The sequence below is a fragment of the Cupriavidus sp. AU9028 genome (assembly GCF_019795295.1).
Classification (GTDB): Bacteria; Pseudomonadota; Gammaproteobacteria; order Burkholderiales; family Burkholderiaceae; genus Cupriavidus.
The window spans coordinates 134,161-159,433 of record NZ_JAIMCG010000001.1 but is presented as its reverse complement, the minus strand read 5'-3'; the positions used below and the strand labels follow the sequence as shown (position 1 = coordinate 159,433).

At 69.6% G+C, this 25,273-nt stretch carries 24 protein-coding genes; 16 read left to right on the top strand and 8 right to left on the bottom strand.

The window, feature by feature from the left end:
* Positions 1–325 precede the first annotated feature (325 nt).
* From K6V06_RS00730 to K6V06_RS00720, 3 genes are all read left to right on the top strand, one after another.
* On the top strand, positions 326–1,648 hold the full coding sequence (locus tag K6V06_RS00730; protein ID WP_222239961.1) for a dicarboxylate/amino acid:cation symporter: 1,323 nt from the start codon (positions 326–328) through the stop codon (positions 1,646–1,648).
* Positions 1,649–1,716: 68 nt separating this feature from the next.
* Positions 1,717–3,654, top strand: coding sequence for an ATP-binding protein (locus K6V06_RS00725; RefSeq protein ID WP_222239659.1), 1,938 nt, complete (start codon positions 1,717–1,719; stop codon positions 3,652–3,654).
* A complete protein-coding gene (locus K6V06_RS00720) occupies positions 3,651–4,979 on the top strand; it encodes a sigma-54 dependent transcriptional regulator (RefSeq protein WP_222239658.1) in 1,329 nt (442 codons plus the stop codon). Before K6V06_RS00725 ends, K6V06_RS00720 begins: the two co-directional genes overlap by 4 nt.
* A gap of 3 nt (positions 4,980–4,982) precedes the next feature.
* Here the strand turns inward: K6V06_RS00720 and K6V06_RS00715 are convergent, their stop codons facing one another.
* Positions 4,983–5,489 (bottom strand): GDP-mannose mannosyl hydrolase, encoded by a 507-nt coding sequence (locus tag K6V06_RS00715; RefSeq protein WP_222239657.1) that lies wholly within the window; start codon positions 5,487–5,489, stop codon positions 4,983–4,985.
* 261 nt (positions 5,490–5,750) lie between these two features.
* On the opposite strand from K6V06_RS00715, the gene K6V06_RS00710 reads away from it, so the two are divergent.
* Positions 5,751–6,122 carry a hypothetical protein gene (locus tag K6V06_RS00710; RefSeq protein ID WP_222239656.1) on the top strand — a complete coding sequence of 124 codons (372 nt, stop codon included), beginning with the start codon at positions 5,751–5,753 and terminating at the stop codon, positions 6,120–6,122.
* Between the two features lie 12 nt (positions 6,123–6,134).
* On the opposite strand, the gene K6V06_RS00705 is transcribed toward K6V06_RS00710, so the two are convergent.
* On the bottom strand, positions 6,135–7,247 hold the full coding sequence (locus tag K6V06_RS00705; protein ID WP_222239655.1) for an ornithine cyclodeaminase: 1,113 nt from the start codon (positions 7,245–7,247) through the stop codon (positions 6,135–6,137).
* Between the two features lie 18 nt (positions 7,248–7,265).
* Positions 7,266–8,150: a dimethylarginine dimethylaminohydrolase family protein gene (locus tag K6V06_RS00700; protein WP_222239654.1), complete on the bottom strand. Its 885-nt coding sequence runs from the start codon at positions 8,148–8,150 to the stop codon at positions 7,266–7,268.
* Between the two features lie 203 nt (positions 8,151–8,353).
* Here K6V06_RS00700 and K6V06_RS00695 point away from each other — a divergent pair, with 203 nt between their 5' ends.
* From K6V06_RS00695 to K6V06_RS00675, 5 genes are all read left to right on the top strand, one after another.
* The gene (locus K6V06_RS00695) at positions 8,354–8,776 is read left to right on the top strand and encodes an Lrp/AsnC family transcriptional regulator (RefSeq protein WP_222239653.1); all 423 of its coding nucleotides are present in this window, start codon (positions 8,354–8,356) and stop codon (positions 8,774–8,776) included.
* A 97-nt stretch (positions 8,777–8,873) separates the two neighbouring features.
* The gene (locus K6V06_RS00690) at positions 8,874–9,629 is read left to right on the top strand and encodes a paraquat-inducible protein A (protein ID WP_222239652.1); all 756 of its coding nucleotides are present in this window, start codon (positions 8,874–8,876) and stop codon (positions 9,627–9,629) included.
* Positions 9,626–10,420 carry a paraquat-inducible protein A gene (locus K6V06_RS00685; RefSeq protein ID WP_222239651.1) on the top strand — a complete coding sequence of 265 codons (795 nt, stop codon included), beginning with the start codon at positions 9,626–9,628 and terminating at the stop codon, positions 10,418–10,420. Before K6V06_RS00690 ends, K6V06_RS00685 begins: the two co-directional genes overlap by 4 nt.
* Positions 10,417–12,087 carry an intermembrane transport protein PqiB gene (locus K6V06_RS00680; RefSeq protein ID WP_222239650.1) on the top strand — a complete coding sequence of 557 codons (1,671 nt, stop codon included), beginning with the start codon at positions 10,417–10,419 and terminating at the stop codon, positions 12,085–12,087. Before K6V06_RS00685 ends, K6V06_RS00680 begins: the two co-directional genes overlap by 4 nt.
* Positions 12,084–12,716 (top strand): membrane integrity-associated transporter subunit PqiC, encoded by a 633-nt coding sequence (locus K6V06_RS00675; protein WP_222239649.1) that lies wholly within the window; start codon positions 12,084–12,086, stop codon positions 12,714–12,716. Before K6V06_RS00680 ends, K6V06_RS00675 begins: the two co-directional genes overlap by 4 nt.
* Positions 12,717–12,750: 34 nt before the next feature.
* On the opposite strand, the gene K6V06_RS00670 is transcribed toward K6V06_RS00675, so the two are convergent.
* A complete protein-coding gene (locus K6V06_RS00670) occupies positions 12,751–13,272 on the bottom strand; it encodes a nucleoside 2-deoxyribosyltransferase (protein WP_222239648.1) in 522 nt (173 codons plus the stop codon).
* Between the two features lie 132 nt (positions 13,273–13,404).
* Between K6V06_RS00670 and K6V06_RS00665 the strand changes: the two genes are divergently transcribed.
* Positions 13,405–14,346 (top strand): 2-hydroxyacid dehydrogenase, encoded by a 942-nt coding sequence (locus K6V06_RS00665; protein WP_222239647.1) that lies wholly within the window; start codon positions 13,405–13,407, stop codon positions 14,344–14,346.
* A gap of 11 nt (positions 14,347–14,357) precedes the next feature.
* On the opposite strand, the gene K6V06_RS00660 is transcribed toward K6V06_RS00665, so the two are convergent.
* Positions 14,358–17,246, bottom strand: coding sequence for a GGDEF and EAL domain-containing protein (locus K6V06_RS00660; RefSeq protein ID WP_222239646.1), 2,889 nt, complete (start codon positions 17,244–17,246; stop codon positions 14,358–14,360).
* A 146-nt stretch (positions 17,247–17,392) separates the two neighbouring features.
* Between K6V06_RS00660 and modA the strand changes: the two genes are divergently transcribed.
* From modA to K6V06_RS00645, 3 genes are read left to right on the top strand one after another with little or no spacing between them, the layout of a single operon-like run.
* Positions 17,393–18,238, top strand: a complete 846-nt coding sequence (gene modA, locus K6V06_RS00655) for a molybdate ABC transporter substrate-binding protein (RefSeq protein WP_222239645.1) — start codon at positions 17,393–17,395, stop codon at positions 18,236–18,238.
* Positions 18,235–18,906 (top strand): molybdate ABC transporter permease subunit, encoded by a 672-nt coding sequence (gene modB / locus K6V06_RS00650; protein ID WP_222239644.1) that lies wholly within the window; start codon positions 18,235–18,237, stop codon positions 18,904–18,906. Before modA ends, modB begins: the two co-directional genes overlap by 4 nt.
* Before the next feature lie 4 nt (positions 18,907–18,910).
* The gene (locus tag K6V06_RS00645; RefSeq protein ID WP_222239643.1) at positions 18,911–19,597 is read left to right on the top strand and encodes an ATP-binding cassette domain-containing protein; all 687 of its coding nucleotides are present in this window, start codon (positions 18,911–18,913) and stop codon (positions 19,595–19,597) included.
* Positions 19,598–19,763: 166 nt separating this feature from the next.
* On the opposite strand, the gene K6V06_RS00640 is transcribed toward K6V06_RS00645, so the two are convergent.
* Positions 19,764–20,567 carry a TOBE domain-containing protein gene (locus K6V06_RS00640; RefSeq protein WP_222239642.1) on the bottom strand — a complete coding sequence of 268 codons (804 nt, stop codon included), beginning with the start codon at positions 20,565–20,567 and terminating at the stop codon, positions 19,764–19,766.
* 267 nt (positions 20,568–20,834) lie between these two features.
* Here K6V06_RS00640 and K6V06_RS00635 point away from each other — a divergent pair, with 267 nt between their 5' ends.
* The 3 genes from K6V06_RS00635 (at position 20,835) to K6V06_RS00625 (ending at position 23,363) form a co-directional block, all read left to right on the top strand.
* Positions 20,835–21,902 (top strand): HPP family protein, encoded by a 1,068-nt coding sequence (locus tag K6V06_RS00635; protein ID WP_222239960.1) that lies wholly within the window; start codon positions 20,835–20,837, stop codon positions 21,900–21,902.
* A 70-nt stretch (positions 21,903–21,972) separates the two neighbouring features.
* Entirely contained in the window at positions 21,973–22,674 is a 702-nt protein-coding gene (locus tag K6V06_RS00630) for a transglycosylase domain-containing protein (RefSeq protein ID WP_222239641.1), read from the top strand.
* A gap of 221 nt (positions 22,675–22,895) precedes the next feature.
* Entirely contained in the window at positions 22,896–23,363 is a 468-nt protein-coding gene (locus tag K6V06_RS00625) for an MgtC/SapB family protein (RefSeq protein ID WP_222239640.1), read from the top strand.
* 22 nt (positions 23,364–23,385) lie between these two features.
* Here the strand turns inward: K6V06_RS00625 and ppk2 are convergent, their stop codons facing one another.
* Together ppk2 and K6V06_RS00615 are read right to left on the bottom strand one after the other, a co-directional pair.
* Entirely contained in the window at positions 23,386–24,315 is a 930-nt protein-coding gene (gene ppk2 / locus K6V06_RS00620) for a polyphosphate kinase 2 (protein WP_222239639.1), read from the bottom strand.
* A 238-nt stretch (positions 24,316–24,553) separates the two neighbouring features.
* Positions 24,554–25,135 carry a superoxide dismutase gene (locus K6V06_RS00615; RefSeq protein ID WP_222239638.1) on the bottom strand — a complete coding sequence of 194 codons (582 nt, stop codon included), beginning with the start codon at positions 25,133–25,135 and terminating at the stop codon, positions 24,554–24,556.
* Between the last annotated feature and the right edge of the window lie 138 nt (positions 25,136–25,273).

Below are 25,273 nucleotides of genomic sequence, written 5' to 3'. Positions count from 1 at the left end.
GCCGGGCCCTCGCGGCACCGGCGACATACCACCGGAGGAACCCCATGGCCCCAGCCGCCCCCTGCCCCGGCGCCGCCCTGTCCCGGGCGACGCCGCCGCCACGCCGGCGGCGTGCACGGCCTCGACCGTCCTGACCCCAACCCCACGCAGCGGCTTGCGCATGTCCCCTTCCGGGGCGGCTCCATGGCGCAACCGCGCCGCCGCGTGCAATCCGGCTGTTGGTCCCGCGTTGCCCGAAGGAGCGCGGCCGCCACCAGCCGGACCGCCCCGTTTTTCCCTGAATGACCCCCGCCGCCCTGCCAGGCAGCGCCGAGGCTGAATGATGATGACGATGAAGCGCCTTCCCACCCTGATCCTGTTCGCCATGCTGCTCGGCGTGCTGGCCGGCATGGCCGCACACCAGGCGTCGCCCGACCCGGAAACCGCCACCCGTATCGCGGGTTATCTGTCGATCCTGACCGACGTCTTCCTGCGGATGATCAAGATGATCATCGGCCCGCTGGTCTTCGCCACGCTGGTCAGCGGCATTGCCAGCATGGGCGACGGCAAGGCCGTGGGCCGCATCGGGATCAAGGCCATGGCATGGTTCGTGGCGGCGTCGATCACCTCCCTGCTGCTCGGCCTGGTGATGGCCAACCTGCTGCGGCCGGGCCATGGCATGGATCTGCCGCTGCCGCCCGCCGACGCGGCGAGCGCGGTCAAGACCGGCGCGCTGAACCTGCGCGACTTCATTACCCACATGGTCCCCAAGAGCTTCGCCGAGGCGATGGCGCACAACGAGATCCTGCAGATCGTCGTGTTCTCGCTGTTCTTCGGCTTTGCGCTGGGGGCGCTCAAGGACGGGGTCGGCAAGCCGCTGCTCGCGGCGATCGAAGGCCTGGCCCAGGTGATGCTGAAGGTCACCAACTACGTGATGGCGTTCGCCCCCATCGGCGTGTTCGGCGCGGTGGCGGCCGTGATCACGTCGCAGGGCCTGGGCGTGCTGGCTGTCTACGCCAGGCTGCTGGGCAGCGTCTACCTGTCGCTGGCGCTGCTGTGGCTGGCGCTGATCGCAGGCGGCTACCTGTTCCTCGGGCCGCGCGTGTTCGCGCTGATCCGCTCGCTGCGGGCGCCGCTGATGATCGGCTTTGCCACCGCGTCGAGCGAATCGGCCTATCCGAAGGTCATCGAGCAGCTGAACCGGTTCGGGGTGAAGCCGCGCATCACCAACTTCGTGCTGCCGCTGGGCTATTCGTTCAACCTGGATGGCTCGATCATGTACACCTCGTTCGCGGCGCTGTTCGTCGCGCAGGTCTACGGCGTCGAACTGACCCTGATGCAGCAGATCACCATGCTGCTGGTGCTGCTGGTCACCAGCAAGGGCATTGCCGGCGTACCGCGTGCCTCGCTGGTGGTGGTGGCCGCGGTGCTGCCGATGTTCGGGCTGCCGGAGGCGGGCATCCTGCTGGTACTGGGCATCGACCATGTGCTCGACATGGGCCGCACCGTCACCAATGTGCTCGGCAATGCGATCGCCACCACGGTGGTGGCCAAAAGCGAAGGTGCCATCGGCGCGCCGGTGGACGACGACACCGATGTGGCGGGCACCGGCACCACGGTAGCCGGCGAGGAGCTGCTGCCGTCCAGCGCGGTGGCGGGCAAGTCCTGACGCGGGGGGCGAGGCGATCGGGTTGGCGGTTGTGTTAAAAGTAGACGGTTCCAAGCCGCCGTCCCGCAATGCCTCGCCAGACCGTGCCTCCTCGTCCGCACTTTTCCCCCGCTGCCGTCCCGACTGCCGTCCGCACTGAGGACCCCGCTGCCCCGCGTGGTCCTAGGCGGCGCCAGCGGGGCGCGGCCGGGCTCGGACAGCTGGTCGCGCTGCTCGCCCTCGCGGCGCTGGTCGTCCTCGCCGGCTGGCTGGGGTATCGCACCAGCTATGACAGTGCCCTGGCGGCGCAGGCCGAGCGAGGGCAAGTGCAGCTGCGCCTGTACGGTCAGGCGCTGTCCAGCGAACTGGCGCGCTACGACTTCGTGCCGAGCCTGCTGTCGCTGGACGACAAGATCCTCGCGCTGCTGGCCCGGCCCGGCGACCCTGCGGCGGTGCGGGCCGCCAACCAGCATCTGGCCGCGGTCAACGCGCGCGCCGGCACGCTGACGGTCTTCGTCCTCGACCGCAAGGGCAAGGTGCTGGCCACCAGCAACTGGCAGCGGCCGGACAGCTACCTGGGCGAGGACCTGAGCTTCCGCCCGTATTTCCAGGCCGCGCTGGAAGGCCAGCTGGGCCGGTTCTACGGGGTCGGCACCACCCGCAGCGAATCCGGCTATTACCTGTCGGCCCCGCTGGGCGACGGCGACCAGGCCGCCGGCGTGGCGGTGGTGAAGGTGGGCCTCGAGCCGCTGGAGCAGCGCTGGCAGAGCGCGGAAATGCAGATGGCGCTGTCCGACGAGAACGGCGTGGTCATCCTCGCGTCCGAACCGTCCTGGAAGCTGCACACGCTGCGGCCGCTCAGCGACGCCGAACGCGCGCGGCTGGACCGCACGCAGCAATACAACCGCGCACCGCTGCCGCTGCTGTCGTTCGCGCCCATCCGCACGATCGGGCACGGCGACACGCTGGTGCGCCGCCCCCACGGGCCGCCGATCCTCGAACAGCATGCCATGCTGCCAGGCACCGGCTGGCAGCTGGCCATCTTCACCGATACCGCGCAGGCGCATATCGCCGCCCTGAACACCGCCGCGCTGTGCGCGGTGCTGACCGCCTTCGTGCTGATGCTGGCCGCCGCCTGGAACGTGCGCCGGCGCATCGTCGGCGAACGGCTGGCGGCGCGCGCGGCGCTGGAGGCGGCCAACAACGAGCTCGAGCGCAAGGTCGCCGAGCGGACCTCGGACCTGACCCATGCCAACCATCTGCTGCACGCCGAGGTGGCCGAGCGCACCCGCGCCGAGCAGGAGCTGCGCCAGGCGCAGGAGGGCCTGCTGCAGGCGGGCAAGCTGGCGGCGATCGGCCAGATGTCGACCGGCATCGCCCACGAGCTGAACCAGCCGCTGGCCGCGCTGCGCACGCTGTCCGGCAATACCGAGAAATTCCTCGAGCGCGGCGAGCTCGACACCGTGCGCGCCAACCTCGCCAAGATCATCGCGCTGGTCGAACGGATGGGCCGGATCACCGGCGCGCTGAAGTCCTTCGCGCGCAAGCCGGCGGACAACGGCAACCAGCGCGCCCGGCTGATGGACGCCATGGACAACGCGCTGTTCCTGCTCGATACCCGGGTGCGCGAGGTGCACCCGCTGATCGAGGTGGACATCGCAGCGGGCACTGCGGTGCGCTGCGATCCGAACCGGCTGGAACAGGTGATGGTCAACCTGCTGGCCAATGCGCTTGACGCGGTGGAGGGGCAGCCGGCGCCGAAGATCCAGGTGCGAGCCATCGCCGCCGACGGCATGGTCCGCTGTACCGTGCGCGACAACGGCCCCGGGCTGCAGGCCGAGGCATCGGCGCGGCTGTTCGAGCCCTTCTTCACCACCAAGGCGCCGGGACAGGGGCTGGGCCTGGGCCTGCCGCTCTCGGCCGGCATCCTCGCCGAGCAGGGTGGCAGCCTGCTTGCCAGCAACCATCCCGACGGCGGCGCGGCCTTTACCATCGTGCTGCCCGAAGCCAGCGAGATCACTCCATGACGCCGCCCACCGATCCCCTTACCGTCCTGATCGTCGAGGATGACGAGGACGTACGCCTGGGCTGCGAACAGGCGCTGCGGCTCGAAGGCATGCGCACCGAATCGTTCGGCACCGCGGAGGCCGCGCTGCAACGCGTGGCGCCAGGCCAACCGTGCATCGTCGTCACCGACATCCGCTTGCCGGGCCAGGACGGCATGGCGCTGCTGCGGCAGCTGCGCCGCGATGACCCGGACCTGCCGGTGATCCTGATTACCGGCCACGGCGATGTCGCGCTGGCGGTGCAGGCGATGAAGGAAGGCGCCTACGACTTCCTCGAAAAGCCCTTCGCGCCGGAACTGCTGGCCGATGTCGCACGCCGCGCGCTGGAGCAGCGGCGCCTCGCGCTCGAAGTTGTCCGTCTGCGCGAAAAGCTGGCCGGACGGGAGCGGCTGGAGGCCCGGCTGATCGGCAATTCGCCGGCAATCGAGCGTCTGCGGCGGCTGATCGCCGATCTGGCCGACACCGGCGCCAACGTGCTGATCCACGGCGAGACCGGCACCGGCAAGGAACTGGTCGCGCGTTGCCTGCACGATGCCAGCACCCGGCACCCGCGCAACTTCGTCGCGATCAATTGTGGCGGGCTGCCGGAGCAGCTGTTCGAGAGCGAAGTGTTCGGCCACGAAGCCGGCTCCTTCACCGGCGCCAGCCGCCGGCGCATCGGCAAGTTCGAGCACGCCCAGGGCGGCACGCTGTTCCTCGACGAGATCGAGAGCATGCCGATGCCGATGCAGATCAAGCTGCTGCGGGTGCTGCAGGAGCGCACGCTGGAACGGCTGGGCTCCAACACCCCGGTGCCGGTCGATGCACGGATCGTCGCCGCGACCAAGGCGGACCTGAAGGCGATGTCGGAGTCGGGGCAGTTCCGTGCCGACCTCTACTACCGCCTGAACGTCGTGTCGCTGGAACTGCCGCCGCTGCGCGAGCGGCGCGAGGATGTTCCGCTGCTGTTCGAGCATTTCGTCGCGCAGGCTGCGCTGCGCTTCGAGCGCGCAGCGCGCCCCGTCAGCCCGGCCGAACTGGCGCGCCTGGTCGCATGGCACTGGCCGGGCAATGTGCGCGAACTGCGCAACGTCGCCGAACGCCACGTGCTCGGGCTGGGCTGCGATCCCGAACAGGGCAGCACCGAGCCGGCGCTGCTGCCGCTGGCCAGTGCGGTCGAGCAGTTCGAGCGCGCGCTGATCGCCGACGCGCTGCGCCGCCACGATGGCAACCTGACCCGCGCCAGCGAGGCGCTGGCGATCGCCAAGACCACACTGTTCGACAAGGTCAGGAAGTACGGCCTCTAGCCGTCAGCGCACCGCACCGGCGCCAGATCCGCCGCTGTAGTCGCCGCCGCGGTCGTTGAAGTAATCGCGGGTGTACCGGTGCACCGTTTCGTCCAGCAGGATCTCTTCCGGCAGCGCCCAGCGGTAGCGGTCATGCTGCCCCTGCGGCAGCGGCGGCAGCGCGACGCGCAGGTCGAAGCGCCATGCGAGCACCACGTAATGGGTGGAGCTGCCCTGCTCGCCGGCGAAATTGTCGGCATAGAAGTGCTCGTAGACGCCGGCAAACCCGGCCTCGGCCAGTCCTGCCTGCGTGCCGAGCTCCTCGCGCTGCAGCCGGGCGATGGCGGCCTCCAGCGTCTCGTTCTTGCGGATGCGTCCGCCAGGAACGAACCAGCTTCCCTGCGCGGGCGGGTTGACCCGCTGGCCCAGCAGATAACGGCCGCCGGCATCGCGGATCAGCAGATCGATGGACACCAGCGGCGTGCTGGCCACTACGGTGCGGAAGGTTTCAACGGGCAAGGCCTGGATCATGGGGCAGCAATGGTGATGGATGCGAAAGCCGCCGGGCGCTTGCGCAAATGGCAGGCCCGGCCCGCCGTATCGTAGCGATCCGCTTGCCGCTTTCCGTGCGCCGGCGCACCGCCCACGCTGGCAGCTTCTGTCTGTCACCCAACAGATCGGCACCGGTCCCCGGTGAAATACTGGCCGCATCCGCCACCTGGAGGGAGAGTCCGATTGCATCGACGCCATCCCAGACTGCGAGCAGCCGGCAGACCCAAAGGACCCTTCGCCATGAAGCCTGCACCCCGCGCCTGTACCGGCGCTGCCCGCCCGCCCGGCCCGCTCCAGCGGTCCGTGCTCAAGCGCGGCAAGGCGACACTGACTACCTATATGGGCCCCGGCACCTCCCATCCCACCATGGTGCTGTGTCAGGTGGAATCGCTGGGCGACCGCGACCTGGCGCCGCTGGAAAAGCTGCAGACCTTCTGCAGCCGCCGCGGCGTGCTGTTCGCGGTGGTCGCGCCGGGCGAGGCATCGCTGCCGATGGCCGAAACCCTGCAGCGCTGGGGCATCATGGTGTTCCTGCAGCCGCCCACCGAGGCGGAAGTCGAGGCCTTCGTGCGGCTGCAGCGGCTGTTGCGCAATCCGGCCGTGTGGGCCTAGCCCGGACCCGGGTCACGCCACCGCCATCCCAAGGCCGGCCTTGCCGGCCGCGAGCAGGCCCTGCGCCTGGCCGCCCTCTGCCTCTCCCTGCTCGGCCTGCAGCATCCACCCGTACAGATCCGCGGGCGCTTCCGGAATCGCCACCAGTTCCACATGCCGTCCCGCATGGTGCTCGCAGGCAGCCGCATGCAGCCAGCGCAGCGCGGCGTAGTCCTCCAGCGCAAAACCGACCGAATCGAACACGGTGACGTCGGCCGCATCGAGCCGGCCCGGCTGCTCTTGCGCAAGAATGCGCCACAGCTCGATGACTGGAAACGCCGGCGGCAGCTGCTGGATCTCGCCTTCGATACGGGTCTGCGGTTCGTATTCGACCACCACGCGGGCGCGCCGCAGCAGGGCCGCATCCAGTTCGGTCTTGCCCGGACAGTCGCCGCCCAGCGCGTTGATATGGACGCCGGCGCCGATCTGCCCATCGCGCAGGACGGTCGCACGGGTCTTGTCGGCAGTCGCGGTGGTAATCAGTTGGGCGCCTTGCAGCGCGTCGTCGATGCTGGTGGCCGCCGTCACCGTCAGCCCGGGCACGTGGGCAAGGTTGCGGCGCAGCCTGGCCGTGGCGCCCCCGTCCACATCGAAGGCGCGAACGTGGCGCACGCCGAGCATCTGCAGGAAGGCCAGCACCTGGAACTCGGCCTGCGCGCCGTTGCCGATCAGCGCCATGGTGTCCGCGCCAGGAACGGCCATGGCGCGGGCGGCCAGCGCGGAGGTAGCGGCCGTGCGCAGCGCCGTCAGCAGGGTCAGATCGGCCAGCAGCAGCGGGAATCCGGTGCAGACTTCCGCCAGCACGCCGAACGCCATCACGGTCGGCATTGCCGCCATCGCGTTATGTGGATGGCCGTTGACGTACTTGAAGGCATACTGCGCGCCATCGGTGACCGGCATCAGCTCGATCACCCCGACCGGCGAGTGGCTGGCCACGCGCGCCGCCTTTTCGAAGCGCGGCCAGCGCAGGAAGTCCTGTCGCACGCAACTGGCCAGCTGCTGCAGTGCGGTGCCGAGGCCAATGCGGCGCACCAGCATCGCCACGTCGGTGGCATCGAGGAAGCGGGTCATCGGTACGGCTTTCATCGCGCCCTCCCTTGCCGCTCATGCGGCAGCGATCCTTGAACCGGCTGCCGGCCGGCTGGAGCGGTCCAGCCGCAGCGTCATGCAGTACGCGCCGCCGCCCGACAGCATGAACGGCGACAGATCGATTTCGCGCACCCGGTAGCCGCGCTGGCGCAGCGCCTCGCGCAGCGACGGCGTGGCACGCGCCATCACGATGCGGTCCTCCAGGTTGACCGCATTGACGCTGAAGTGCCGCAGATCGTCGGCGCTGGCTTCGATGCGCAGGGCCGCCGGTACCCGCTGCCGCAGCACCTGCAGCGCGGCCGGGGTGAAGGCGGGCGGGTAATGGAGAATCTCTCCGCCCGCCAGCGGGCAGAAGCAGACGTCCAGGTGATAGCAGCGCTGCGTCGCCAGTTCCAGCGGCACCACCTCCTGGCCGAAGAACTCACCGGCCCGTTGCGCGCCCTGCAGTGTCGAGCGCGGACCGAAGCCGGCCCAGAAATGCCCGCGGCTCGCATCCCAGATGCAGTCGCCCGCGCCCTCCTGGAAGCAACCGGACGGCAAGGTGCCGACCTCGTCGACCAGGCCGCGCGCGTGCAGCGCGGCAAAGAGCGCGGCGAAGTGCGCCTCCTCGCCCTGCCGCTGGGGATAGCGAAAGCGCGCCAGCAGCGCGCGGCCATCGAGCACGACCGCCGCATTGGCGGGGAACACCATGTCGGGCTGGCCGGCGATGCCGACGCCCTGCTCGATGGCGAATCCGACATCCTCCAGCGCCGCGCGCAATGCGCCGAACGCCCGCTGCGCGCCCTGGCGCATCTGCTCCGGTGCCGCCTGCCAGCGCTGCGGACGCATCCACGGATTGATGCTATACGACACCTCGAAGTGGGTCGGCTCGATCAGCAGGATGCACGGTTGGGTCAGCATGTTTCGCTCCTTGGTCCGGGAATTGCTCCAGAGGCGGGATCGCCGGCCTGCAGGAGCATTGTTGTCTACGTGGACGTCGGCGAAAAGCTGGCAAAACGTACAAAACAGCGTGGTGAATATGACAAAATGCCAAGGTTGGCTGGCAATCCGGCACCGGCATCCCGGTCCTGCCGCCAACCATGCCCGGGGAGGATGCCTGAACGATGGACGACACCGACCGGCAACTGCTGGCGCTGCTGCGCGACGACGCGCGCATGTCCACCACCGCGCTGGCCAGGACGCTGCGACTGTCGCGCGCCACGGTGCAGAACCGCATCGACCGGCTGCGGCAAGGCGGCGTGATCGTCGGCTTCACGGTGCGCGTGCGGCCCGATGCCGAGCCGCACCGGATCCGCGCGCTGACCACCATTGCGGTGGAGGGCAATCGCATCGACAAGGTCCTGCAGGCGCTGCGCGGCGAACCGAACGTGCAGACCCTGCATACCACCAACGGCCGCTGGGACATCATCGCGGAGCTGCGCGCGGACACGCTCGAGAACTTCGACCGCACGCTGGACCGCATTCGTCTGATCGACGGCATCGGCGCCACCGAAACCAGCATCCTGCTGTCCACCTACAAGCTCTGAGGCGTGCCCGCGGCGCCGGCGCGGAGGGGACCGCGGCCCGTTTCCGCTATATTCACGTCGTTCCCCGCCCCGGCGGGAGGTCCGGAGAGCAGTGATCATGAAGTCCGACGAGTCCGCCAGCGCGGGGATCTCGACACAAGCGCGCGCAAGCGAAGTGCTGGCGCGCCCCTTGCCACTCGATGCCGACGATGCCGACGATGCGCAGTACGACCGCCTGGTCGCCTGCGAGTATTGCGACGCGGTCTACCGCCGCCTGGTGCTGCGCCCCGGCGAGCGCGCGCACTGCCTGCGCTGCGGCGAGGAGCTGTATCACGAAAGCCGGCGCGCCTACCGGCGCCTGTTGCCGCTGGTGCTCACCGCGCTGATCCTGTTCCTGGTGTCCAACGCCTATCCCATTGTCGAGATGGACCTGCAGGGCGTGCGCACGCAGACCACGTTGTGGGGTTCGGTGCAGGCGCTGTACGGCGACGGCATGCTGCTGGTGGCGGTGCTGGTGTTCGCCACCACCATCGTGTTCCCGGCAGCCGAACTGATGATGATGACCTATCTGCTGATACCGCTGACGCAGCGGCAGGTGCCGCTCGGCTTCGAGCGGATCATGCGCGGCATTCGCCAGACCCGGCCCTGGGGCATGATCGAGGTCTTCATGATCGGCGTGCTGGTGACCCTGGTGAAGCTGTCGACGATGGCGCGAGTGATCCCGGGGGTCGCCCTGTGGTCCTTCGCGGCGCTGGTGATCGTGCTGGCCGCGATGCTCAGCTACGATCCCCGCGACCTGTGGCGCATGGTCGCGGTGCGGCGGCAGAACGACCGCCGCGAGGCCCTCTTGCAGGCGCAGCGGAGCCGGCGATGAACCGTCCCCCATCCGGCCCGCCCCGGCATGACCGGCTGCGCCGCTCGCGCGAACTGGTGGCCGACGTCGCGCACCGGCTGGCCGACAGCGACGACGACAGCGCGCTGCCCGAGGTGCCCACCGGAACCTCGACCGGACTGATTTCGTGCCATGCCTGCGCCGCGGTCAGTCCGATCGAGGCCGAGGGCCAGCCCTGCCGCCGCTGCGGCGCGGCCCTGCATCGGCGCAAACCCTTCAGCATCTCGCGGACCTGGGCCTTCCTGCTGGCTGCCTACGTGCTCTACATCCCCGCCAACGTGCTGCCGGTGATGACGACGCGCTCGATCCTCGGCGTGCAGGAAGACACCATATTCTCGGGGATCGTCTACCTGTGGGTCTCGGGATCGCAGCTGCTCGCCATCGTGGTGCTGACGGCCAGCATCGTCGTGCCGCTGCTGAAGATGGCCATCCTCACCTTCCTGCTGGCATCGGTGCATCTGCGTTCGACCTGGCGGCTGCGGCAGCAGACCCGGCTGTATGCGCTGGTCGAACTGATCGGACGCTGGTCCATGCTCGACGTCTTCGTGGTGGCGCTGCTGGCGGCGCTGGTGCGTGCCGGCGCGCTCGCCACGGTGGAACCCGGCTCCGGCGCCGCCGCGTTCGGCATGGTGGTGGTGCTGACCATGCTGGCCTCGATCAGCTTCGACCCGCGGTTGCTGTGGGACGTGGTCGACTTGCCGGCTGCCAACAAGATGGCGGCGTGCCCTGCCGGTCCCGCCGCCAAACAAGAACACTTGACCGACCCCTCATGAACGAACCGGATCGCACCCCTGCACCTTCCTCCGGCCCGCCCGGCGCTGGCCCCCGCAACGGCGGGCTGCCCGAGCCGGCGCGCCGGCGCCGTGCCCGCTGGCTGCCCTCGCTGGTGTGGCTGATTCCGATCGTCGCCGCGGTGGTGGGCCTGTCGCTGCTGGTGCGCACGCTGTCGCAGCGCGGACCGGAAATCGAGGTGACCTTCCGCACCGCCGAGGGGCTGGCGCCGGGCAAGACGCCGGTGCGCTACAAGGACGTCGATATCGGGGTCGTCAAGGCAGTGCGGCTGTCCAAAGACCGCTCGCATGTGATCGCCACCATCGACCTGAGCAAGGCCAACGAGAACTTCGCGGTCCGCGACACCCGCTTCTGGGTGGTCCGTCCCAGGCTGGCGGTCAGCGGCGTGTCCGGGCTGGAGACGCTGCTGTCCGGCTCCTACGTCGGTGTCGACGCTGGCCGCTCCACGGAATCGGCCAGCGAGTTCACCGGGCTGGAGACGCCGCCGGTGGTCACCACCGATTCGTCCGGCAAGCAGTTCGTGCTGCGCGCCGCGGACCTGGGCTCGCTCGACATCGGCTCGCCGGTGTATTACCGGCGGGTCCAGGTCGGCCAGGTGGTGGCCTATCAGCTGGAGCCGGCCGGCCGCGATATCAGCCTGCGCGTCTTCATCAACAAGCCCTATGACGAACTGGTGACAGCCGACACGCGCTTCTGGCATGCGAGCGGCGTCGATCTGAAGCTCGATGCCAGCGGCTTCAAGCTGAACACGCAGTCGCTGGTGACCATGCTGCTGGGCGGCATCGCCTTCCAGGCGCCCGAGCGCTCCAGCGCCACCGACCCCGCACGGGAGAACACCGAATTCCTGCTGGCCGGCACGCAGACCGAAGCGATGAAGGAGCCGGACGAACTGGCGCCGACGCTGGCGGTGCTGAACTTCGAGCAATCGGTGCGCGGCCTGTCGCCGGGCGCCCCAGTCGATTTCCGCGGCGTGGTGGTGGGGCAGGTGCGCTCGATCGGCATCGACTATGTCTCCGAATCCAAGTCGTTCCGCTTGCCGGTGGTGGTCGAGCTTTACCCGTCGCGGATGGGCTTCCGGGAGCACGACCTGCAGGATCGCGCCCGTGCCCGCGAGATCGTGCAGAACATGGTGGGCCGCGGGCTGCGCGCGCAGCTGCGCACCGGCAACCTGCTGACCGGCCAGCTTTATGTCGCGCTGGACTTCTTCCAGAACGCGGAGCGGGCGAAGCTGGACCCGAACTCGCCGATCACCGAGCTGCCGACCATGCCGGGCGCGCTCGACGAACTGCAGGCCAAGCTCGGCATCATCGTGCGCAAGATCGAGCAGGTGCCGTTCGACGAGATCGGCCGCGACCTGCGCAAGACCGTGGCGCAGCTGAACACCACGCTGGACAGTGCCGACAAGCTGGTCAAGCAGCTGCAAGGCGACGTTGCACCGGAGGTCAAGGCCGCGCTGCAGGACGCGCGCCGCACCATCCAGTCCGCCAACGGCACGCTGGCTTCGGACGCGCCGCTGCAGCAGGATGCGCGCCGCATGCTGCAGGAACTGACGCGCACCGCGGTGTCGCTGCGCGCGCTGACCGACTATCTCGAACGCCATCCGGAAGCGCTGCTGCGCGGCAAGACGGAAACCGAGGCCAATCCATGACCCGTACTGCCCACCTGCTGTCACGACCCTTGCTGCGGCTGCTGGCTGGCGCCGCCGCCGCGCTGGCCCTCGCCGCCTGCGGCACCTCGTCCGAGCCGCGCTACTACACCTTGGCGGAGTCCGTGCCGCCCTCGGGGGCGGCCACGTCCGCGCCCGCCGAGGCGCAGCCGGTGTGGATCGAAGTGACGCCCGTGCGCGTGCCGGAGCGGCTGAACCGGCAGCATCTGGTGATCGACGAAGGCAACGGCCGGCAGCGCCGGCTGGAATCCTCGCGCTGGTCCGCGCCGCTGCCCGACGAGATGCGCGACGCGCTGTCGCAGCGGCTGCAGGTCGCGCTCGGCGCGGTCGACATCTACCAGCGGGGACTGGCGGACGCGCAACCGCTGTATCGCGTCAGCACCGAGGTGGTACGCATGGATGCCGGCCAGAACGACCGCGTGCTGGCGCTGGTCAACTGGACGGTGCGCCGGGTGCCGGACGGTCCCGCGCAAAGCGGCAGGATGCAGGCCGAGCTGCCGGCCCCGGGCGGCGTCGATGGCGTGGTGGGGGCCTATCGCGCCGCGCTCGACGCCACCACCGCGCAGATCGCAGCGGCGATCACCGCGCAGCACGCCGCGCGCGCCCGCTAGCGCCGGGTGCTGTCCGGCACGTCAGCCGGCCGCGTCAGCCGGCGCGCCCGTGCTGCTCGCGCCATGCCTGCGCCATCGCGGCCAGGCACTGCGCCGGACCGCCATGCACCAGCCGCACCGTGCAGGCCAGCATCAGGTTCTTGCCCAGCCCGAAGTCCTCGACCTGATAGCCGCGCGCATCGAACGGCACGCCCGAGTCGTCGCGCCGCACGGTGGCACGATCGACGATGGTGCCCGGCTCCTGTGCATGGGCCCATACCGGCTTGCCCAGCGCCACCGCGAAGCCCACCTCGAATGCGGTGCCCGAGTCGGCCTCCCCCGGCCCGCGGAAGTCCTCCAGATTGGCCATCACCAGATCGGCACGGCGCAGCAGCGCCAGGTTGGCATCGCAGATCCAGCGCGCCGCCGCCGGTCCGGCCAGTCCCCGGGGCAGCTGCTGGTCCAGCGGGAACAGCCCGGTGAAGCCATGCGCGCCGCACAACGCCTTCAGCGCCTGCCCATAGGCGGACGCGTCGGGGCGGAAGACATCGGGACCGGCGAGATAGACAGTCGGCATGGCGCAAGGGAACGAAGCTATAACAGGAACAGTGCCGCCGTCGCGGCGGGCTGCCAGGAGCACGGCGACGCACAGCGAAGCCGCATCAGGATACACTCAGCGCTTTGTCGCCATCTCAACCTTCGTACTGCCATGTCCTCCGTCCAGGTGATCCAGATCGGGCCGCTCGCGCCGCATCTCAATAGTCTGCTGCAGCAGCAATACGGCGCCGTCGCGCTGTGGGAACAGGACGACGCGCTGACCTGGCTGCAGGAAAATGGGGCCGACGCGCGCGTGATCGTGACGTCGGCCCGCAACGGCTGCAGCGCCGCGGTGATCGACGCGCTGCCCCAGCTGCAGGCCATCGTCAGCTTCGGCGTCGGCTACGATTCAATCGCGCTGGACGCGGCCCGTGCGCGCGGCATCCAGGTCAGCAACACCCCCGACGTGCTCAACGACTGCGTGGCGGACCTGGCCTTCGGCCTGCTGATGGACGCCTCGCGCCGCATCGCGCAAGGGGACCGCTTCGTGCGCGATGGCCGCTGGCTGAACGGCGCGTTCCCGCTGACGACCCGCGTATCGGGCAAGCGGCTGGGCATCCTCGGGCTGGGCCGCATCGGCGAGAAGGTTGCGCGCCGCGCCGAGGGCTTCGACATGCAGATCGCCTATCACAACCGGCGCCCGCGCGATGGCGCGCCCTGGCGCTACGAGTCCGACCTGCTGGCCCTCGCCGCGTGGTGCGACTACCTGGTGGTGACCTGCGTCGGCGGGCCGGAAACCGAGGGACTGGTGTCGCGCGAGGTGATCGAGGCGATCGGGCCGAAGGGCATCCTGGTCAACGTCTCGCGCGGCAGCGTGATCGACGAGGACGCCATGGTGCAGGCACTGGAGAACGGCAGCCTGGGCGGCGCCGGCCTGGACGTGTTCCGCGACGAACCACGCGTGCCGCCCGCGCTGACGCGGCTGGACCAGGTCGTGCTCGCCCCGCACATGGCAAGCGGCACGGTGGAAACCCGCGGCGCGATGCAGGCGCTGATGCTCGACAACCTGCGCGTCTTCCTCGATACCGGCAAGGTGCTGACGCCGGTCCTCTGACGCCGGCTTCCCTATGTCAGCTCCGGCGGCCAGCCGGAGCGCGGCTGCGCGATCAACGCGGCCGCCTGGTGCGCGTCGAGCGGGCGGCTGAGCAGATAGCCCTGCCCTTCGTCGTAGCCCTCGTCGCGCACCACCGCCAGCTGCTCCACCGTCTCGATCCCTTCCGCAACCGTCTTCACGCGGAACGCCGTTCCGAGCCCCGCCACCGCATGCAGGATCGCACGCGCCTCGCCGCGCTCGTGCAGGTCCTGCACGAACGAGCGGTCCAGCTTGATCTTGTCGAAGGGAAAGCTGCGCAGGTAGCTCAGCGACGAATATCCGGTACCGAAGTCATCCATGGCGATGCGGATGCCCCGCTCGCGCAACGCGCGCAGCACCGCGAGGTTGGCACGGTCCTGCTGCAGCAGCACCGTTTCGGTGATTTCCAGCTGCAGCCGCGCCGGCTCCAAGCCGCTGGCGCGCAGTGCCCGGGTGACGCTGTCCACCAGCGTGCCGCCCTTGAACTGGGCCGGCGACAGGTTGACCGCCACATCGATGCCCTGCGGCCAGGTGGCAGCCTGGCGGCAGGCTTCCTGCAAGGCCCATTCGCCCAGCGGCACGATCAGCCCGGTTTCCTCCGCCAGCGGAATGAAGTCGGCCGGCGAGATCAGCCCGCGCACCGGGTGCCGCCAGCGCAGCAGCGCCTCGAAACAGCTGATCTCGCCAGTGTGCAGGCTGTACAGCGGCTGGTAGACCAGCTCGAATTCCCCGTTGGCCAGCCCCTGGTGCAGCGCGCGCTTGGTATCGAGCCGCGCCCGCAGATGCTCGTCCATGTCGTGCTGGAAGAAGCGGTGCACGCCCGGCCCTTCCGCCTTGGCGCGGTACAGCGCGATATCGGCCGCCCGCAGCAGGTCGTCCGAGCTGCCGCCGTCGACCGGAGCCAGCGCCACGCCCACGCTGGTGCCAATCTGCACCGGCTGGCTGTCGAGGAAGAAGGGTTCCGACAAGGCGCGGATGATGCGCCGCGCCAGCCGTCCGGCTTCGTAGGACGCGCCGATGCGCGGCTGCACCACGACGAATTCGTCGCCGCCGAAGCGCGCCACCATGTCGTCCGGGCCGAGGCAGCCGCGCAGCCGCTCGGCGGCCTGCTGCAGGATGCGGTCGCCGGCGGGATGGCCGAAGGTATCGTTGACCGGCTTGAAGCCGTCCAGGTCCAGATACAGGATGGCGGCACGCGAGCCCTGGTGGCACTCCTGCACCACCTGCTCCAGCCGTTCGCGCAGCAGCAGCCGGTTCGGGACCCCGGTCAGCGCGTCGTGGCGCGCCATGTGGGCGATCTTCTCCTGCGCGGCGCGGCGCTCCTGCTCCACTTCGCGCCGTTCGGTGATGTCGCGGAAGAAGACCGACAGGCCGTCCTGCGATGGATAGGCGTGCATCTCCAGCCAGACATCGAGCGCCGGCAAGTACTGCTCGAAGGCCACCGGCACCTGCTGCTCCATCGCCCGCCGATACTGGCGGCCCGACAGCCCGTCGCGCTCCTCCGGGAACAGGTCCCACAGGCTGCGCCCCAGCGCGGGCTGCTGCCGGCTCATCGCCCGCGCCGCATTGCCGTTGAAATAGGTGAGCCGCCAGTCGCGGTCGACCACGAATACGCTGTCGGTGGTGCTCTCCAGCACCGATGACAGGCGCGATGCCAGCTCGGCCGCCTCGCGCCGCGCGCGTTCGGCGGCGGTGCGCGCCTGCCGCGCCTCGGTGGCGTCGACGGAACTGGCCAGGATGCGCGCGGGGGCGCCATCGCCGCCGGGGATCGCGGAGACCACGGTATCGAGCCATTGCACGATGCCATTGCCCAACGGGCGGCGGACGGTAAAGGCGCTGCTGCGGCCCATGCGCGCCGCGGCAATCGCACTCTCGCAGTTAGGCCGGCTCTGCGGCGGCAGCAGGTCGGGCCAGCGCTGCCCGATCACGGTATCGGCATCCGCGCCCAGCACCCGCACGGCGGCCGCGTTCATGTAGAGCAGCGCCCCGTTGAGGTCGAGCACGCTGATGCTGTTGGTGCTGTTCTCCAGGATGCTGCGGGCGAAGGCCTCGCTCTCGCGCAAGGCCATTTCGGTGCGCTTGCGGTCCTCGACGTCCTCCAGCGTGCCGTACCACCGCACCGGCCGGCCCGTCGCGTCGAGCCGGGCCGCCGCCCGTGCCCGGAACCAGCGGTAGCTGCCATCGGCCTGCCGCACCCGGTACTCGAAGTCGGCCGGCGTGCCGGTGCAGACGCACCTCGCCCATTGCTCGAGCACGCCGGGCAAGTCATCGGGATGGACGCGATCCTGCCAGTCGATGCTCGCGCCCGGCTCGATCGCCATGCCGGTCACTTCGCGCCAGCGCGGGCCGACTTCGATCACGCGCCCGCTACCATCGGCGACCCACGGGATCTGCGGGTCCAGTTCCACCGCATGGCGGCGGTCGGCCTCGCTTTCGCGCAGCGCCGACTCGGCGCGCACCGACTCGGTGATGTCGACCGCCGAGGCGACCAGCACCGGGGCGGCATCGCTACCCGGCAGCCGCACCACGCGCTTGTGGACCCGCAGCGTACGCAGCTCGCCATCGGCGGCCACCATCTGCTGCATGACTTCGCGAGGCGTACCGCCCCGAAAGACCTCTTCGTCGATCGACCAGTAGCGGTCCGCCTCGGCCTCCGGGAAGACATCGCGGTCGGTCAGCCCCAGCAGCGCCTCCCGCGGGCGTCCAAGCAGCCCGCACAGCGCGTCGTTGAGCAACAGCCAGCGATGCGTGCGGTCCTTGACCAGTACCGGGTTCGGGATACTGTTGAACAGCTGTTCGAGGAGGGTCGTGTCCCAGTCCCCGGCGTTGCCGGCGCTGTTCTCCGGCGCCTGGCCGCCATTGTCGATACGAATGTCTTCCACTGTGTGATTCTGCAAGCCTGACGTCGACGCCACCAACGGGCGGCACGATGGTCGAGACACCCTTCTAACACAAGCCGGACCCGAGCGGTCTGCGCCAGCGCAATCCCAAGTTGACGCACCGTTATATACGGCCATATATTGCGCGAATGCCTGCCCTTCCCGGTCCTTCCGTCCCCCGGCGCTGCGGCCGCCGGCTGCTTGCCGCCGCCCGGACCGCACTGTTCGCCCTGGCCGTCATGGCGGGTGGGGCCGGGCTCGCACCGGCGCACGCAGCAGATGGCGAGCTGGTGGTGTCCGCCGCCTCCAGCCTGACCAATGCCTTCCGGGCGATCGCGCAGGCCTGGGAGGCGGCACATCCCGGCACGCGGGTGGTGCTCAATTTCGGCGCTTCGGACGTGCTGATGCGCCAGATCGTCGAGGGGGCGCCGGCCGACGTGTTCGCCAGCGCCGACCAGACCGCGATGGACCGCGCGCAAGCCGCCGGCATGCTGGCGCCGGGTTCGCGGCGCGACTTCGCCGGCAACACGCTGGTGCTGGTGGTGCCGGCGGCGGTGCCGGCGGGGATGTCCGCGGGCGTATCGTCCCCTGTCGCCGGCCTCGCCGACCTGCGCCGCGACGACGTGCGCCGCATCGCCTACGGCAATCCCGCCTCGGTGCCGGTGGGCCGCTATGCGCGCGAGGCATTGCAGGCGCAGGGACTATGGGAGGCGGTGCAAGCCCGCGGCGTGCCGGCGCAGAACGTGCGCCAGGCGCTCGACTATGTCGCGCGCGGTGAAGTCGACGCCGGCATCGTCTTCGCCACCGACGCCGCCGCCATGCCGGAACGGGTGCGCGTGGTCGCCACCCTCCCCACCCGTACGCCGATTGCCTATCCCATCGCGGTGACGGCGCGGGCCGCCGGCAATCGCTCCGCGGCCAGCTTCGCCGATTTCGTCGCCTCCCCACAGGGCCGGCAGATCCTCGCGCGGCACGGCTTCCGCGCGCCGCGATGAGCGCAATCTGGATTCCGCTTGCCCTGTCGCTGAAGGTGGCGCTCTGGGCCACCGCCATCAACGCGGTGCTGGGCATCGGCACGGCGTGGCTACTGTCGCGCTGGCGCTCGCCGCTGCGCGATCTGGTGGATGCGGTGCTGACGCTGCCGCTGGTGCTGCCCCCCACGGTGCTGGGCTACTACCTGCTGGTGCTGGTCGGCCGGCGCGGCGCGCTGGGCGAATGGCTCGCCAGCATGGGCATCGAACTGGTCTTTACCTGGCAGGGCGCCGTGCTGGCCAGCAGCGTGGTGGCCTTTCCGCTGGTGCTCAAGTCCGCCCGGGCCGCCTTCGAGAGCGTCGATGCGCAGCTGGAGAACGCCGCGCGCGTGCTCGGGGCCGGCGAAATCGCGCTGTTCTTCCGCGTGTCGCTGCCGCTTGCCGTGCGCGGCATCGCCGCCGGTGTACTGCTGGCCTTTGCCCGGGCGCTGGGCGAGTTCGGCGCCACGCTGATGGTGGCCGGCAGCCTGCCGGGCCGCACGCAGACGCTGTCGGTCGCCATCTATGAAGCGGTGCAGGCGGGCGACGACCGCACCGCCAACCTGCTGGTGCTGGTCACCTCGGTCGTCTGCGTGGTGCTGCTGCTCGCCGCCGGCCGGCTGGTCCCGGCGTCCCGGCCCGCCATTCGCTAGGGCCATGCAGCTGCACCTGGACATCCGACGGCAGCTCGAAGGCGCGGGACGCGGCTTCGAACTCGACGTCGCCTTCACCGCCGACAGCCACCGGCTCGCGCTGTTCGGGCCCTCCGGCGCCGGCAAGACGCTGACGCTGCAGGCCATCGCCGGCCTGCTGCGCCCCTCGGCCGGCACCATCCGCCTTGGCGACCGGGTGTTGTTCGATGCCGCCGCCGGAATCGACATCCGCCCCCAGCATCGCAACGTCGCCTATCTGTTCCAGGACTACGCGCTGTTTCCCCACCTGACGGTGGCGCAGAACATCGCCTTCGGGCTGGTGCGCGGCTGGCGCAACCCGCGCCAGGGCGAGCGCCATCCGCAGGCGGAGCGGTGGATCGAAGCGTTTGGCCTTGCCCCGGTGCGCGACCTCTACCCGGCCGACATTTCGGGCGGGCAGAAGCAACGCGTCGCGCTGGCGCGGGCTCTGGCGAGGCGGCCGGACATCGTGCTGCTGGACGAGCCCTTCTCCGCGCTGGACCCGGCGCTGCGGGCACGCCTGCGTGAAGAGCTGCGCGAGCTGCAGGCCAGCATCGATGTGCCGATGCTGGTCGTCTCGCACGATCCGGCCGACGTGGCGGCGCTGGCAGACCAGGTGCTGGAGATGCGCGACGGGCGCATCCATGCGCAGACGGAAGTACCGCCGGTGTGATTCTGGCGTGGCCGTCCGCGGTGCATTACCCTCTCCCCCAGCCCCTCTCCCGCCCGGCGGGAGAGGGGAGCAAACCGGCGGCACGTTCGGTCTCGGGGTTCTCCCCTCGCCCGCTTGCGGGAGAGGGGCCGGGGGAGAGGGTAGCCGCGCCCCGCCCCGGCCACGCTCACTCCAGCACGCCGAGAATCACGCTGGACGCCTTGAAGATCGCCACCGCTGGCTCGCCCTCGCGCAGCCCGAGGTCGGCAAGGCCGGCCTGCGTCACGATGGCCGCCACGGTATGGCCCCCGTCGAGCGCGAGCACCACTTCGGCGTTGACCGCCCCCGGCACGATGCGCGCAACGGTACCGGGCAGCTGGTTGCGCGCGGACAGCCGCATGGGGCCATCCGGCACCCCCAGCAGCACCGACGAGGCCTTGACCAGCGCGAAGGCCTCCACGCCGGGCGCGAGACCCAGCGTTTCCGCGCTCTCGTGCGTGACGGTGGCGGCGACCTGCTGGCCGCCGGCCAGCGTCAGCACGATCTCGTCGTTGACAGCCCCGGCGCGCACGGCGCTGACCCGGCCAAACAGCTTGTTGCGGGCGGAGGTGCGGATCATCAGTTTGCGCATCAGATGGAGGTCGTCACCCATGGTGGCGGACAGCCGCGAGACGAAAGCACGGTGCTCCGCCTCGAGCGCCAGGTAGGTGCGCACCAACTGCTCGCCGCGCGCCGTCAGGCTGGTGCCGCCCCCTCCCTTGCCGCCGGCCGCGCGCGATACCAGCGGCTCGCCCGCGCTGTTGTTCATCGCGTCGATCGCATCCCAGGCCGCCTTGTAGCTCAGGCCCACCGCCCGCGCCGCTGCGGTGATGGAGCCGTGCTCGGCCACCGCCGCGAGCAGCGCGATTCGGTCCCGGCCGCCAAGCTGCCGGCCGCCCGCCTGAAACCAGATGGCGCCGTGGACTTCGATGGCCGGGTCGATGGGATTCATGGCAAGGGGAAGGCGTGCCGGGAGGGCGGAACCGTGAAGGGGTCCATGTTACCCGGGCTCACCTTCCGGCGGCATCCCTCGATGCAGGCGCGCGCACGCCAGCCTGCAGGCTTATATCACCGCATGATACATTTGCGGTTCGCCGGCGCCAGACATGTGTCGCAAGCGCCACTACCGCAAGCCATGTTCTTCCGATCGTCTACCCTCTCCCCGACTGCCGGCAATGACCGGCCCCGCTGGCAGCACTGGCTGGCCGGCTTCGTACCGATGCCGGTGGCGGCCAACCGGCTGGAGCGCGCCAAGAGCGTGCTGGGCGTGCTGCTCGGCATCGCCTGCACGGAATGGATCAGCCGTCATCTGCTGGCGGGCTTCAACCCATGGTTCATCGCGCCGATGGGCGCCTGCGCGGTACTGCTGTTCGCCATGCCGTCCAGCCCCCTGGCGCAGCCATGGTCCATCATCGGCGGCAATATCCTGGCCGCGCTGATCGGCGTCGCCTGCGCGCACTGGATCCCGTTTCCTGGGCTGGCTGCCGCCATCGCGGTGGCGTTGTCGCTGGCCCTGATGTTCCAGCTGCACTGCGTGCACCCGCCGGCGGGCGCGATCGCGGTGGCGGGCGTCTTTGGCGGCCCCGAGATCGCGAAGCTCGGCTTCGGCTTCGCCGTGGTGCCGGTCGCCATCAATGCGATGCTGTTGCTGCTGCTCGCGCTGGCGCTGAACAACCTGATGGGGCGCCGCTACCCGCACCGCCCGATCGCCCCGCCCGGACACGGCACCAGCGATCCGCCCCCGGCGCGGCGCGGCGGCATCACCCGCGCGGACCTGGATGCGGTGCTGGCCGAGCGCGGCGAGTTCATCGATATCGAACCGGACGATCTGGAAGAGATCCTGGTGCAGGCCGGCCAGCGCGCCTGGCACCGGCGCTTCGGCGAGCTGCGCTGCGCCGACATCATGTCGCGCGACGTCGTCTCGATCCGTGCCGACCAGCGGCTGAACGACGCGTGGCGCCTGATGCAGCGGCACCGGCTGAGCGCCCTGCCCGTGATCTCCTCGCGCGACCGCCGCCTGGTAGGGCTGGTATCGACCACCGACCTCTTCCTTGGCGACCCGGCCAAGGGCAAGCGCCGCGCCGACGGCATCATCCGCGACGTCATGCTGAGTACCGTGCCGGTCGCGGGCATCGACCAGCCGGCGATCGAACTGGCCGAAGCCATGACCAATGGCGGCTGGCATCTGATGCCGGTGGTCGACGAGCGGCGTCAGCTGGTGGGTCTGGTGACCCAGTCGGACCTGCTCGGCGGACTGCTGGCGCGCGGCACCGAATGCCGGGCGTAGCGAGCGGCATCCTGCCCGCCGCCTTGCCTGGCAGCGCCGACGTCACACGCCGGTGGCAAAATACGGCCCCATGAAACGTTTCTGGCCGACTCTGTTCACGCTGCTCGCGCTTGCCGCGGTGGGCCTCGTCCTGTTGGCGGCGCTGGCAGCCGTGGTGGCGAGCCGCCAGCTGCCTGCGCTCGATACCATCGCCGCCTTCCGCCAAACCCCGAGCTACGTGCCGCTGGACCGCATGCCGCCCGCGCTCGCCGAGGCGGTGATCGCCATCGAGGACGAGCGCTTCTACGTGCATGACGGCATCGACTATGTCGGCGTGGTGCGGGCGGGTGTGGCCAACCTGTCGGACGACCTGTCCCAGGGCGCGTCGACCATCACCATGCAGGTGGCGCGCAACTTCTTCCTGTCGCGCGAGAAGACCTACACCCGCAAGCTGTACGAGGCGCTGCTGGCCTGGCGCATCGAGGAGACCTTCAGCAAGGACGAGATCCTCGAGCTGTACATGAACAAGGTCTACCTCGGCGAGGGTGCCTACGGCTTCGCCGATGCCGCCCGCACCTACTTCGGCAAGGAGCTGCCCGCGCTGACGCTGGCCGAGTGCGCGATGCTGGCCGGCCTGATGAAGGCGCCCTCGGCCAACAACCCGGTGGTCAACCCGAAGCGCGCGCGCCAGCGCCAGGCCTATATCCTGTTGCGCATGCTGGAGCTGGGACGGATCGACCGTCCGCAGTACGATGCCGCGCTGCTCGAGCCGCTGCGGCTGACGGCACGCTGAGTGTCCGCGGCATGCCCGCTGACCGGGCGCTGAGCCGACGCCCGGCATGCCGGGCGTACTCTCCCACGCCATGTCAGCGTCGCCCCGACGGCGCCCCCCGCTACCCCCATGCTACGCTTACGTCACAGTCAGGGGCGCACCAGTCGCCCAGCCGGCGCACGGCGAGCCAGCCGGACTGCATAGCGCGCGTTGGCGCATTGCACAGTGTTTTCGGGGGAAACATGGAAGACTTCTGGGAAGGAGTATTGGCTGCCCTGCGCAGCGAGTTCGCCGACCTGGCCGATCCGGAACAAGCCACGCGCGTGTTGGTGCGCCTGACCATGGCCATGCTGCTGGGCGGCATCATCGGCTACGAGCGCGAGTCGGCCGGCAAGGCCGCCGGGCTGCGTACCCATATGCTGGTGGCGATGGGGTCGGCCATGTTCGTGCTGGTGCCCCTGCAGGCCGGCATGCCGCTGAACGACGTCAGCCGCGTGCTGCAGGGCATCGCCTCCGGCATCGGTTTTCTTGGCGCCGGTGCGATCATCAAGATGACCGCCGAAGGCGACATCAAGGGCCTGACCACCGCGGCCAGCATCTGGATGGTAGCCGCCATCGGCGTGGCGGCGGGCATGGGGCGCGAGATGACCGCGCTGATCGCCACCCTGTTCACGCTGCTGGTGCTGGAGATCCTGCAGCGCTTCAAGTGAGTCCAGCCCGGCCTCGGTACGCTCAGTACACCTCCGGCACCCACATCTCCCTGGGCACCGGCTGGCGGAAATAGTCGGTACTGCGCTCGCGCTGCGGCAGCACGATGCCGGGATGCTCGACCTCCCGGTACGGGATCAGCGTCAGCAGATGGTGGATGCAATTGAGCCGTGCGGTCTTCTTGTCGTCGGCGTGCACCACCCACCAGCGCGCGTCGGGAATATGCGTGCGCTCCAGCATGATTTCCTTGGCCTTGGTATAGGCCTCCCAGCGCCGGCGCGACTCCAGGTCCATCGGGCTGAGCTTCCACTGCTTGAGCGGATCGTGGATGCGCGACAGGAAGCGCAGGTGCTGCTCCTCGTCGGAGATCGAGAACCAGTACTTGATGAGCCGGATGCCCGAGCGCACCAGCATCTTCTCGAACTCGGGCACGGTGCGGAAGAACTCCTCGTACTGGTCGTCGGTGCAGAAGCCCATCACCCGCTCCACGCCGGCCCGGTTGTACCAGCTGCGGTCGAACAGCACGATCTCGCCCGCCGCGGGCAGATGCGAGACATAGCGCTGGAAGTACCACTGCGTGCGCTCGCGATCGTTGGGGGCCGGCAGCGCCGCCACGCGGCAGACCCGCGGGTTCAGCCGCTGCGTGATCCGCTTGATCACGCCGCCCTTGCCCGCCGCATCGCGGCCCTCGAACAGCACGACTACCTTCTGCCCGGTCGCGACCACCCAGCTCTGCAGCTTGACCAGCTCGCCCTGCAGCCGGAACAGTTCGCGGAAATAGCGGCGCCGCGCCTGGCGCTCCTCGTCGGTGGCATGTCCCTCGCCCGCGTTGCCGCTGTCGCCGAACAGGCTCTCCCAGCCGTCGTCCTCGATGGCGAGCTCAAGCTCCTCGTCGTAGTGGTCCGCCACTTCACGGTGGATGCGGCGGATAAACTCTTCGTCGCCGGGGCGCATGGGTCCTGCTCCTGTATCGGTTTCCTGCCGGGATGGGGCAGGGTACAGGGGCAATATGTCACCGACGTGAACCCCGAGCGCCCAGGCGACGTGTCGGCTCCCCTCCCCCGCTTGCGGGAGAGCGGTCGGGGGAGAGGGGCCGGGAGAGAGGGATACCGGACGCAGAAACAAAAACAGGCCCTCCGAAGCAGGGCCTGTTTTCGTTGCCGGTGCCGCGCTGGCGGCAGCGGCCGGACGATCAGCCAGCGAAGTTTTTGCTGACGAAGTCCCAGTTCACGACGTTCCAGAAGGCCTCGACGAACTTCGGACGGGCATTGCGGTAGTCGATGTAGTAAGCGTGCTCCCACACGTCGCAGGTCAGCAGCGGCTTGGCGTCGGTGGTCAGCGGGGTGTGGGCGTTCGAGGTCGACACCAGGTCCAGCGAGCCGTCCGGCTTCTTGACCAGCCAGGCCCAGCCCGAACCGAAGGTCGTCACGGCGACCTTGGTGAACTCTTCCTTGAACTTGTCGAACGAACCCCACTTGGCATTGATCGCGTCAGCCAGTGCGCCGGTCGGCTGGCCGCCGCCGTTCGGACCCATGCAGTCCCAGAAGAAGGTGTGGTTCCACACCTGCGCGGCGTTGTTGAAGATGCCGCCCGACGACTTGCGGATGATCTCTTCCAGCGACGCGTTCTCGAATTCCGTGCCCTTGATCAGGTTGTTCAGATTGGTCACGTAAGCCGCGTGGTGCTTGTCGTGATGGAACTCCAGGGTCTCCTTGGAGATATGCGGGGCGAGCGCATCGTAGGCATACGGCAGCGGGGGGAGAGTATGTTCCATTTGTTCTGTCTCTGTGGGTTGTTGGGACGGGAAGCCACCGATTGTAGGTGACTTGCCAGAGCGGCGCAAACGAGGGCAAATGCCCCTGCGCGGCGCGGCAGTATGCGCCCGGCGGCACTCGGGATGTCACTTCCCACG

Coding starts and splice junctions, on each gene's coding strand:
- K6V06_RS00710 (WP_222239656.1), top strand. CDS start 5,751: ATGAAGCCTGCACCCCGCGCCTGTACCGGCGCTGCCCGCCCGCCCGGC.
- K6V06_RS00625 (WP_222239640.1), top strand. CDS start 22,896: ATGGAAGACTTCTGGGAAGGAGTATTGGCTGCCCTGCGCAGCGAGTTC.
- modB (WP_222239644.1), top strand. CDS start 18,235: ATGAGCGCAATCTGGATTCCGCTTGCCCTGTCGCTGAAGGTGGCGCTC.
- K6V06_RS00715 (WP_222239657.1), bottom strand. CDS start 5,489: ATGATCCAGGCCTTGCCCGTTGAAACCTTCCGCACCGTAGTGGCCAGC.
- K6V06_RS00700 (WP_222239654.1), bottom strand. CDS start 8,150: ATGCTGACCCAACCGTGCATCCTGCTGATCGAGCCGACCCACTTCGAG.
- K6V06_RS00685 (WP_222239651.1), top strand. CDS start 9,626: ATGAACCGTCCCCCATCCGGCCCGCCCCGGCATGACCGGCTGCGCCGC.
- K6V06_RS00635 (WP_222239960.1), top strand. CDS start 20,835: ATGCCGGTGGCGGCCAACCGGCTGGAGCGCGCCAAGAGCGTGCTGGGC.
- K6V06_RS00670 (WP_222239648.1), bottom strand. CDS start 13,272: ATGCCGACTGTCTATCTCGCCGGTCCCGATGTCTTCCGCCCCGACGCG.
- ppk2 (WP_222239639.1), bottom strand. CDS start 24,315: ATGCGCCCCGGCGACGAAGAGTTTATCCGCCGCATCCACCGTGAAGTG.
- K6V06_RS00630 (WP_222239641.1), top strand. CDS start 21,973: ATGAAACGTTTCTGGCCGACTCTGTTCACGCTGCTCGCGCTTGCCGCG.
- K6V06_RS00695 (WP_222239653.1), top strand. CDS start 8,354: ATGGACGACACCGACCGGCAACTGCTGGCGCTGCTGCGCGACGACGCG.
- K6V06_RS00645 (WP_222239643.1), top strand. CDS start 18,911: ATGCAGCTGCACCTGGACATCCGACGGCAGCTCGAAGGCGCGGGACGC.
- K6V06_RS00665 (WP_222239647.1), top strand. CDS start 13,405: ATGTCCTCCGTCCAGGTGATCCAGATCGGGCCGCTCGCGCCGCATCTC.
- K6V06_RS00705 (WP_222239655.1), bottom strand. CDS start 7,247: ATGAAAGCCGTACCGATGACCCGCTTCCTCGATGCCACCGACGTGGCG.
- K6V06_RS00640 (WP_222239642.1), bottom strand. CDS start 20,567: ATGAATCCCATCGACCCGGCCATCGAAGTCCACGGCGCCATCTGGTTT.
- K6V06_RS00720 (WP_222239658.1), top strand. CDS start 3,651: ATGACGCCGCCCACCGATCCCCTTACCGTCCTGATCGTCGAGGATGAC.
- K6V06_RS00690 (WP_222239652.1), top strand. CDS start 8,874: ATGAAGTCCGACGAGTCCGCCAGCGCGGGGATCTCGACACAAGCGCGC.
- K6V06_RS00615 (WP_222239638.1), bottom strand. CDS start 25,135: ATGGAACATACTCTCCCCCCGCTGCCGTATGCCTACGATGCGCTCGCC.
- K6V06_RS00730 (WP_222239961.1), top strand. CDS start 326: ATGACGATGAAGCGCCTTCCCACCCTGATCCTGTTCGCCATGCTGCTC.
- modA (WP_222239645.1), top strand. CDS start 17,393: ATGCCTGCCCTTCCCGGTCCTTCCGTCCCCCGGCGCTGCGGCCGCCGG.
- K6V06_RS00675 (WP_222239649.1), top strand. CDS start 12,084: ATGACCCGTACTGCCCACCTGCTGTCACGACCCTTGCTGCGGCTGCTG.
- K6V06_RS00725 (WP_222239659.1), top strand. CDS start 1,717: ATGCCTCGCCAGACCGTGCCTCCTCGTCCGCACTTTTCCCCCGCTGCC.
- K6V06_RS00680 (WP_222239650.1), top strand. CDS start 10,417: ATGAACGAACCGGATCGCACCCCTGCACCTTCCTCCGGCCCGCCCGGC.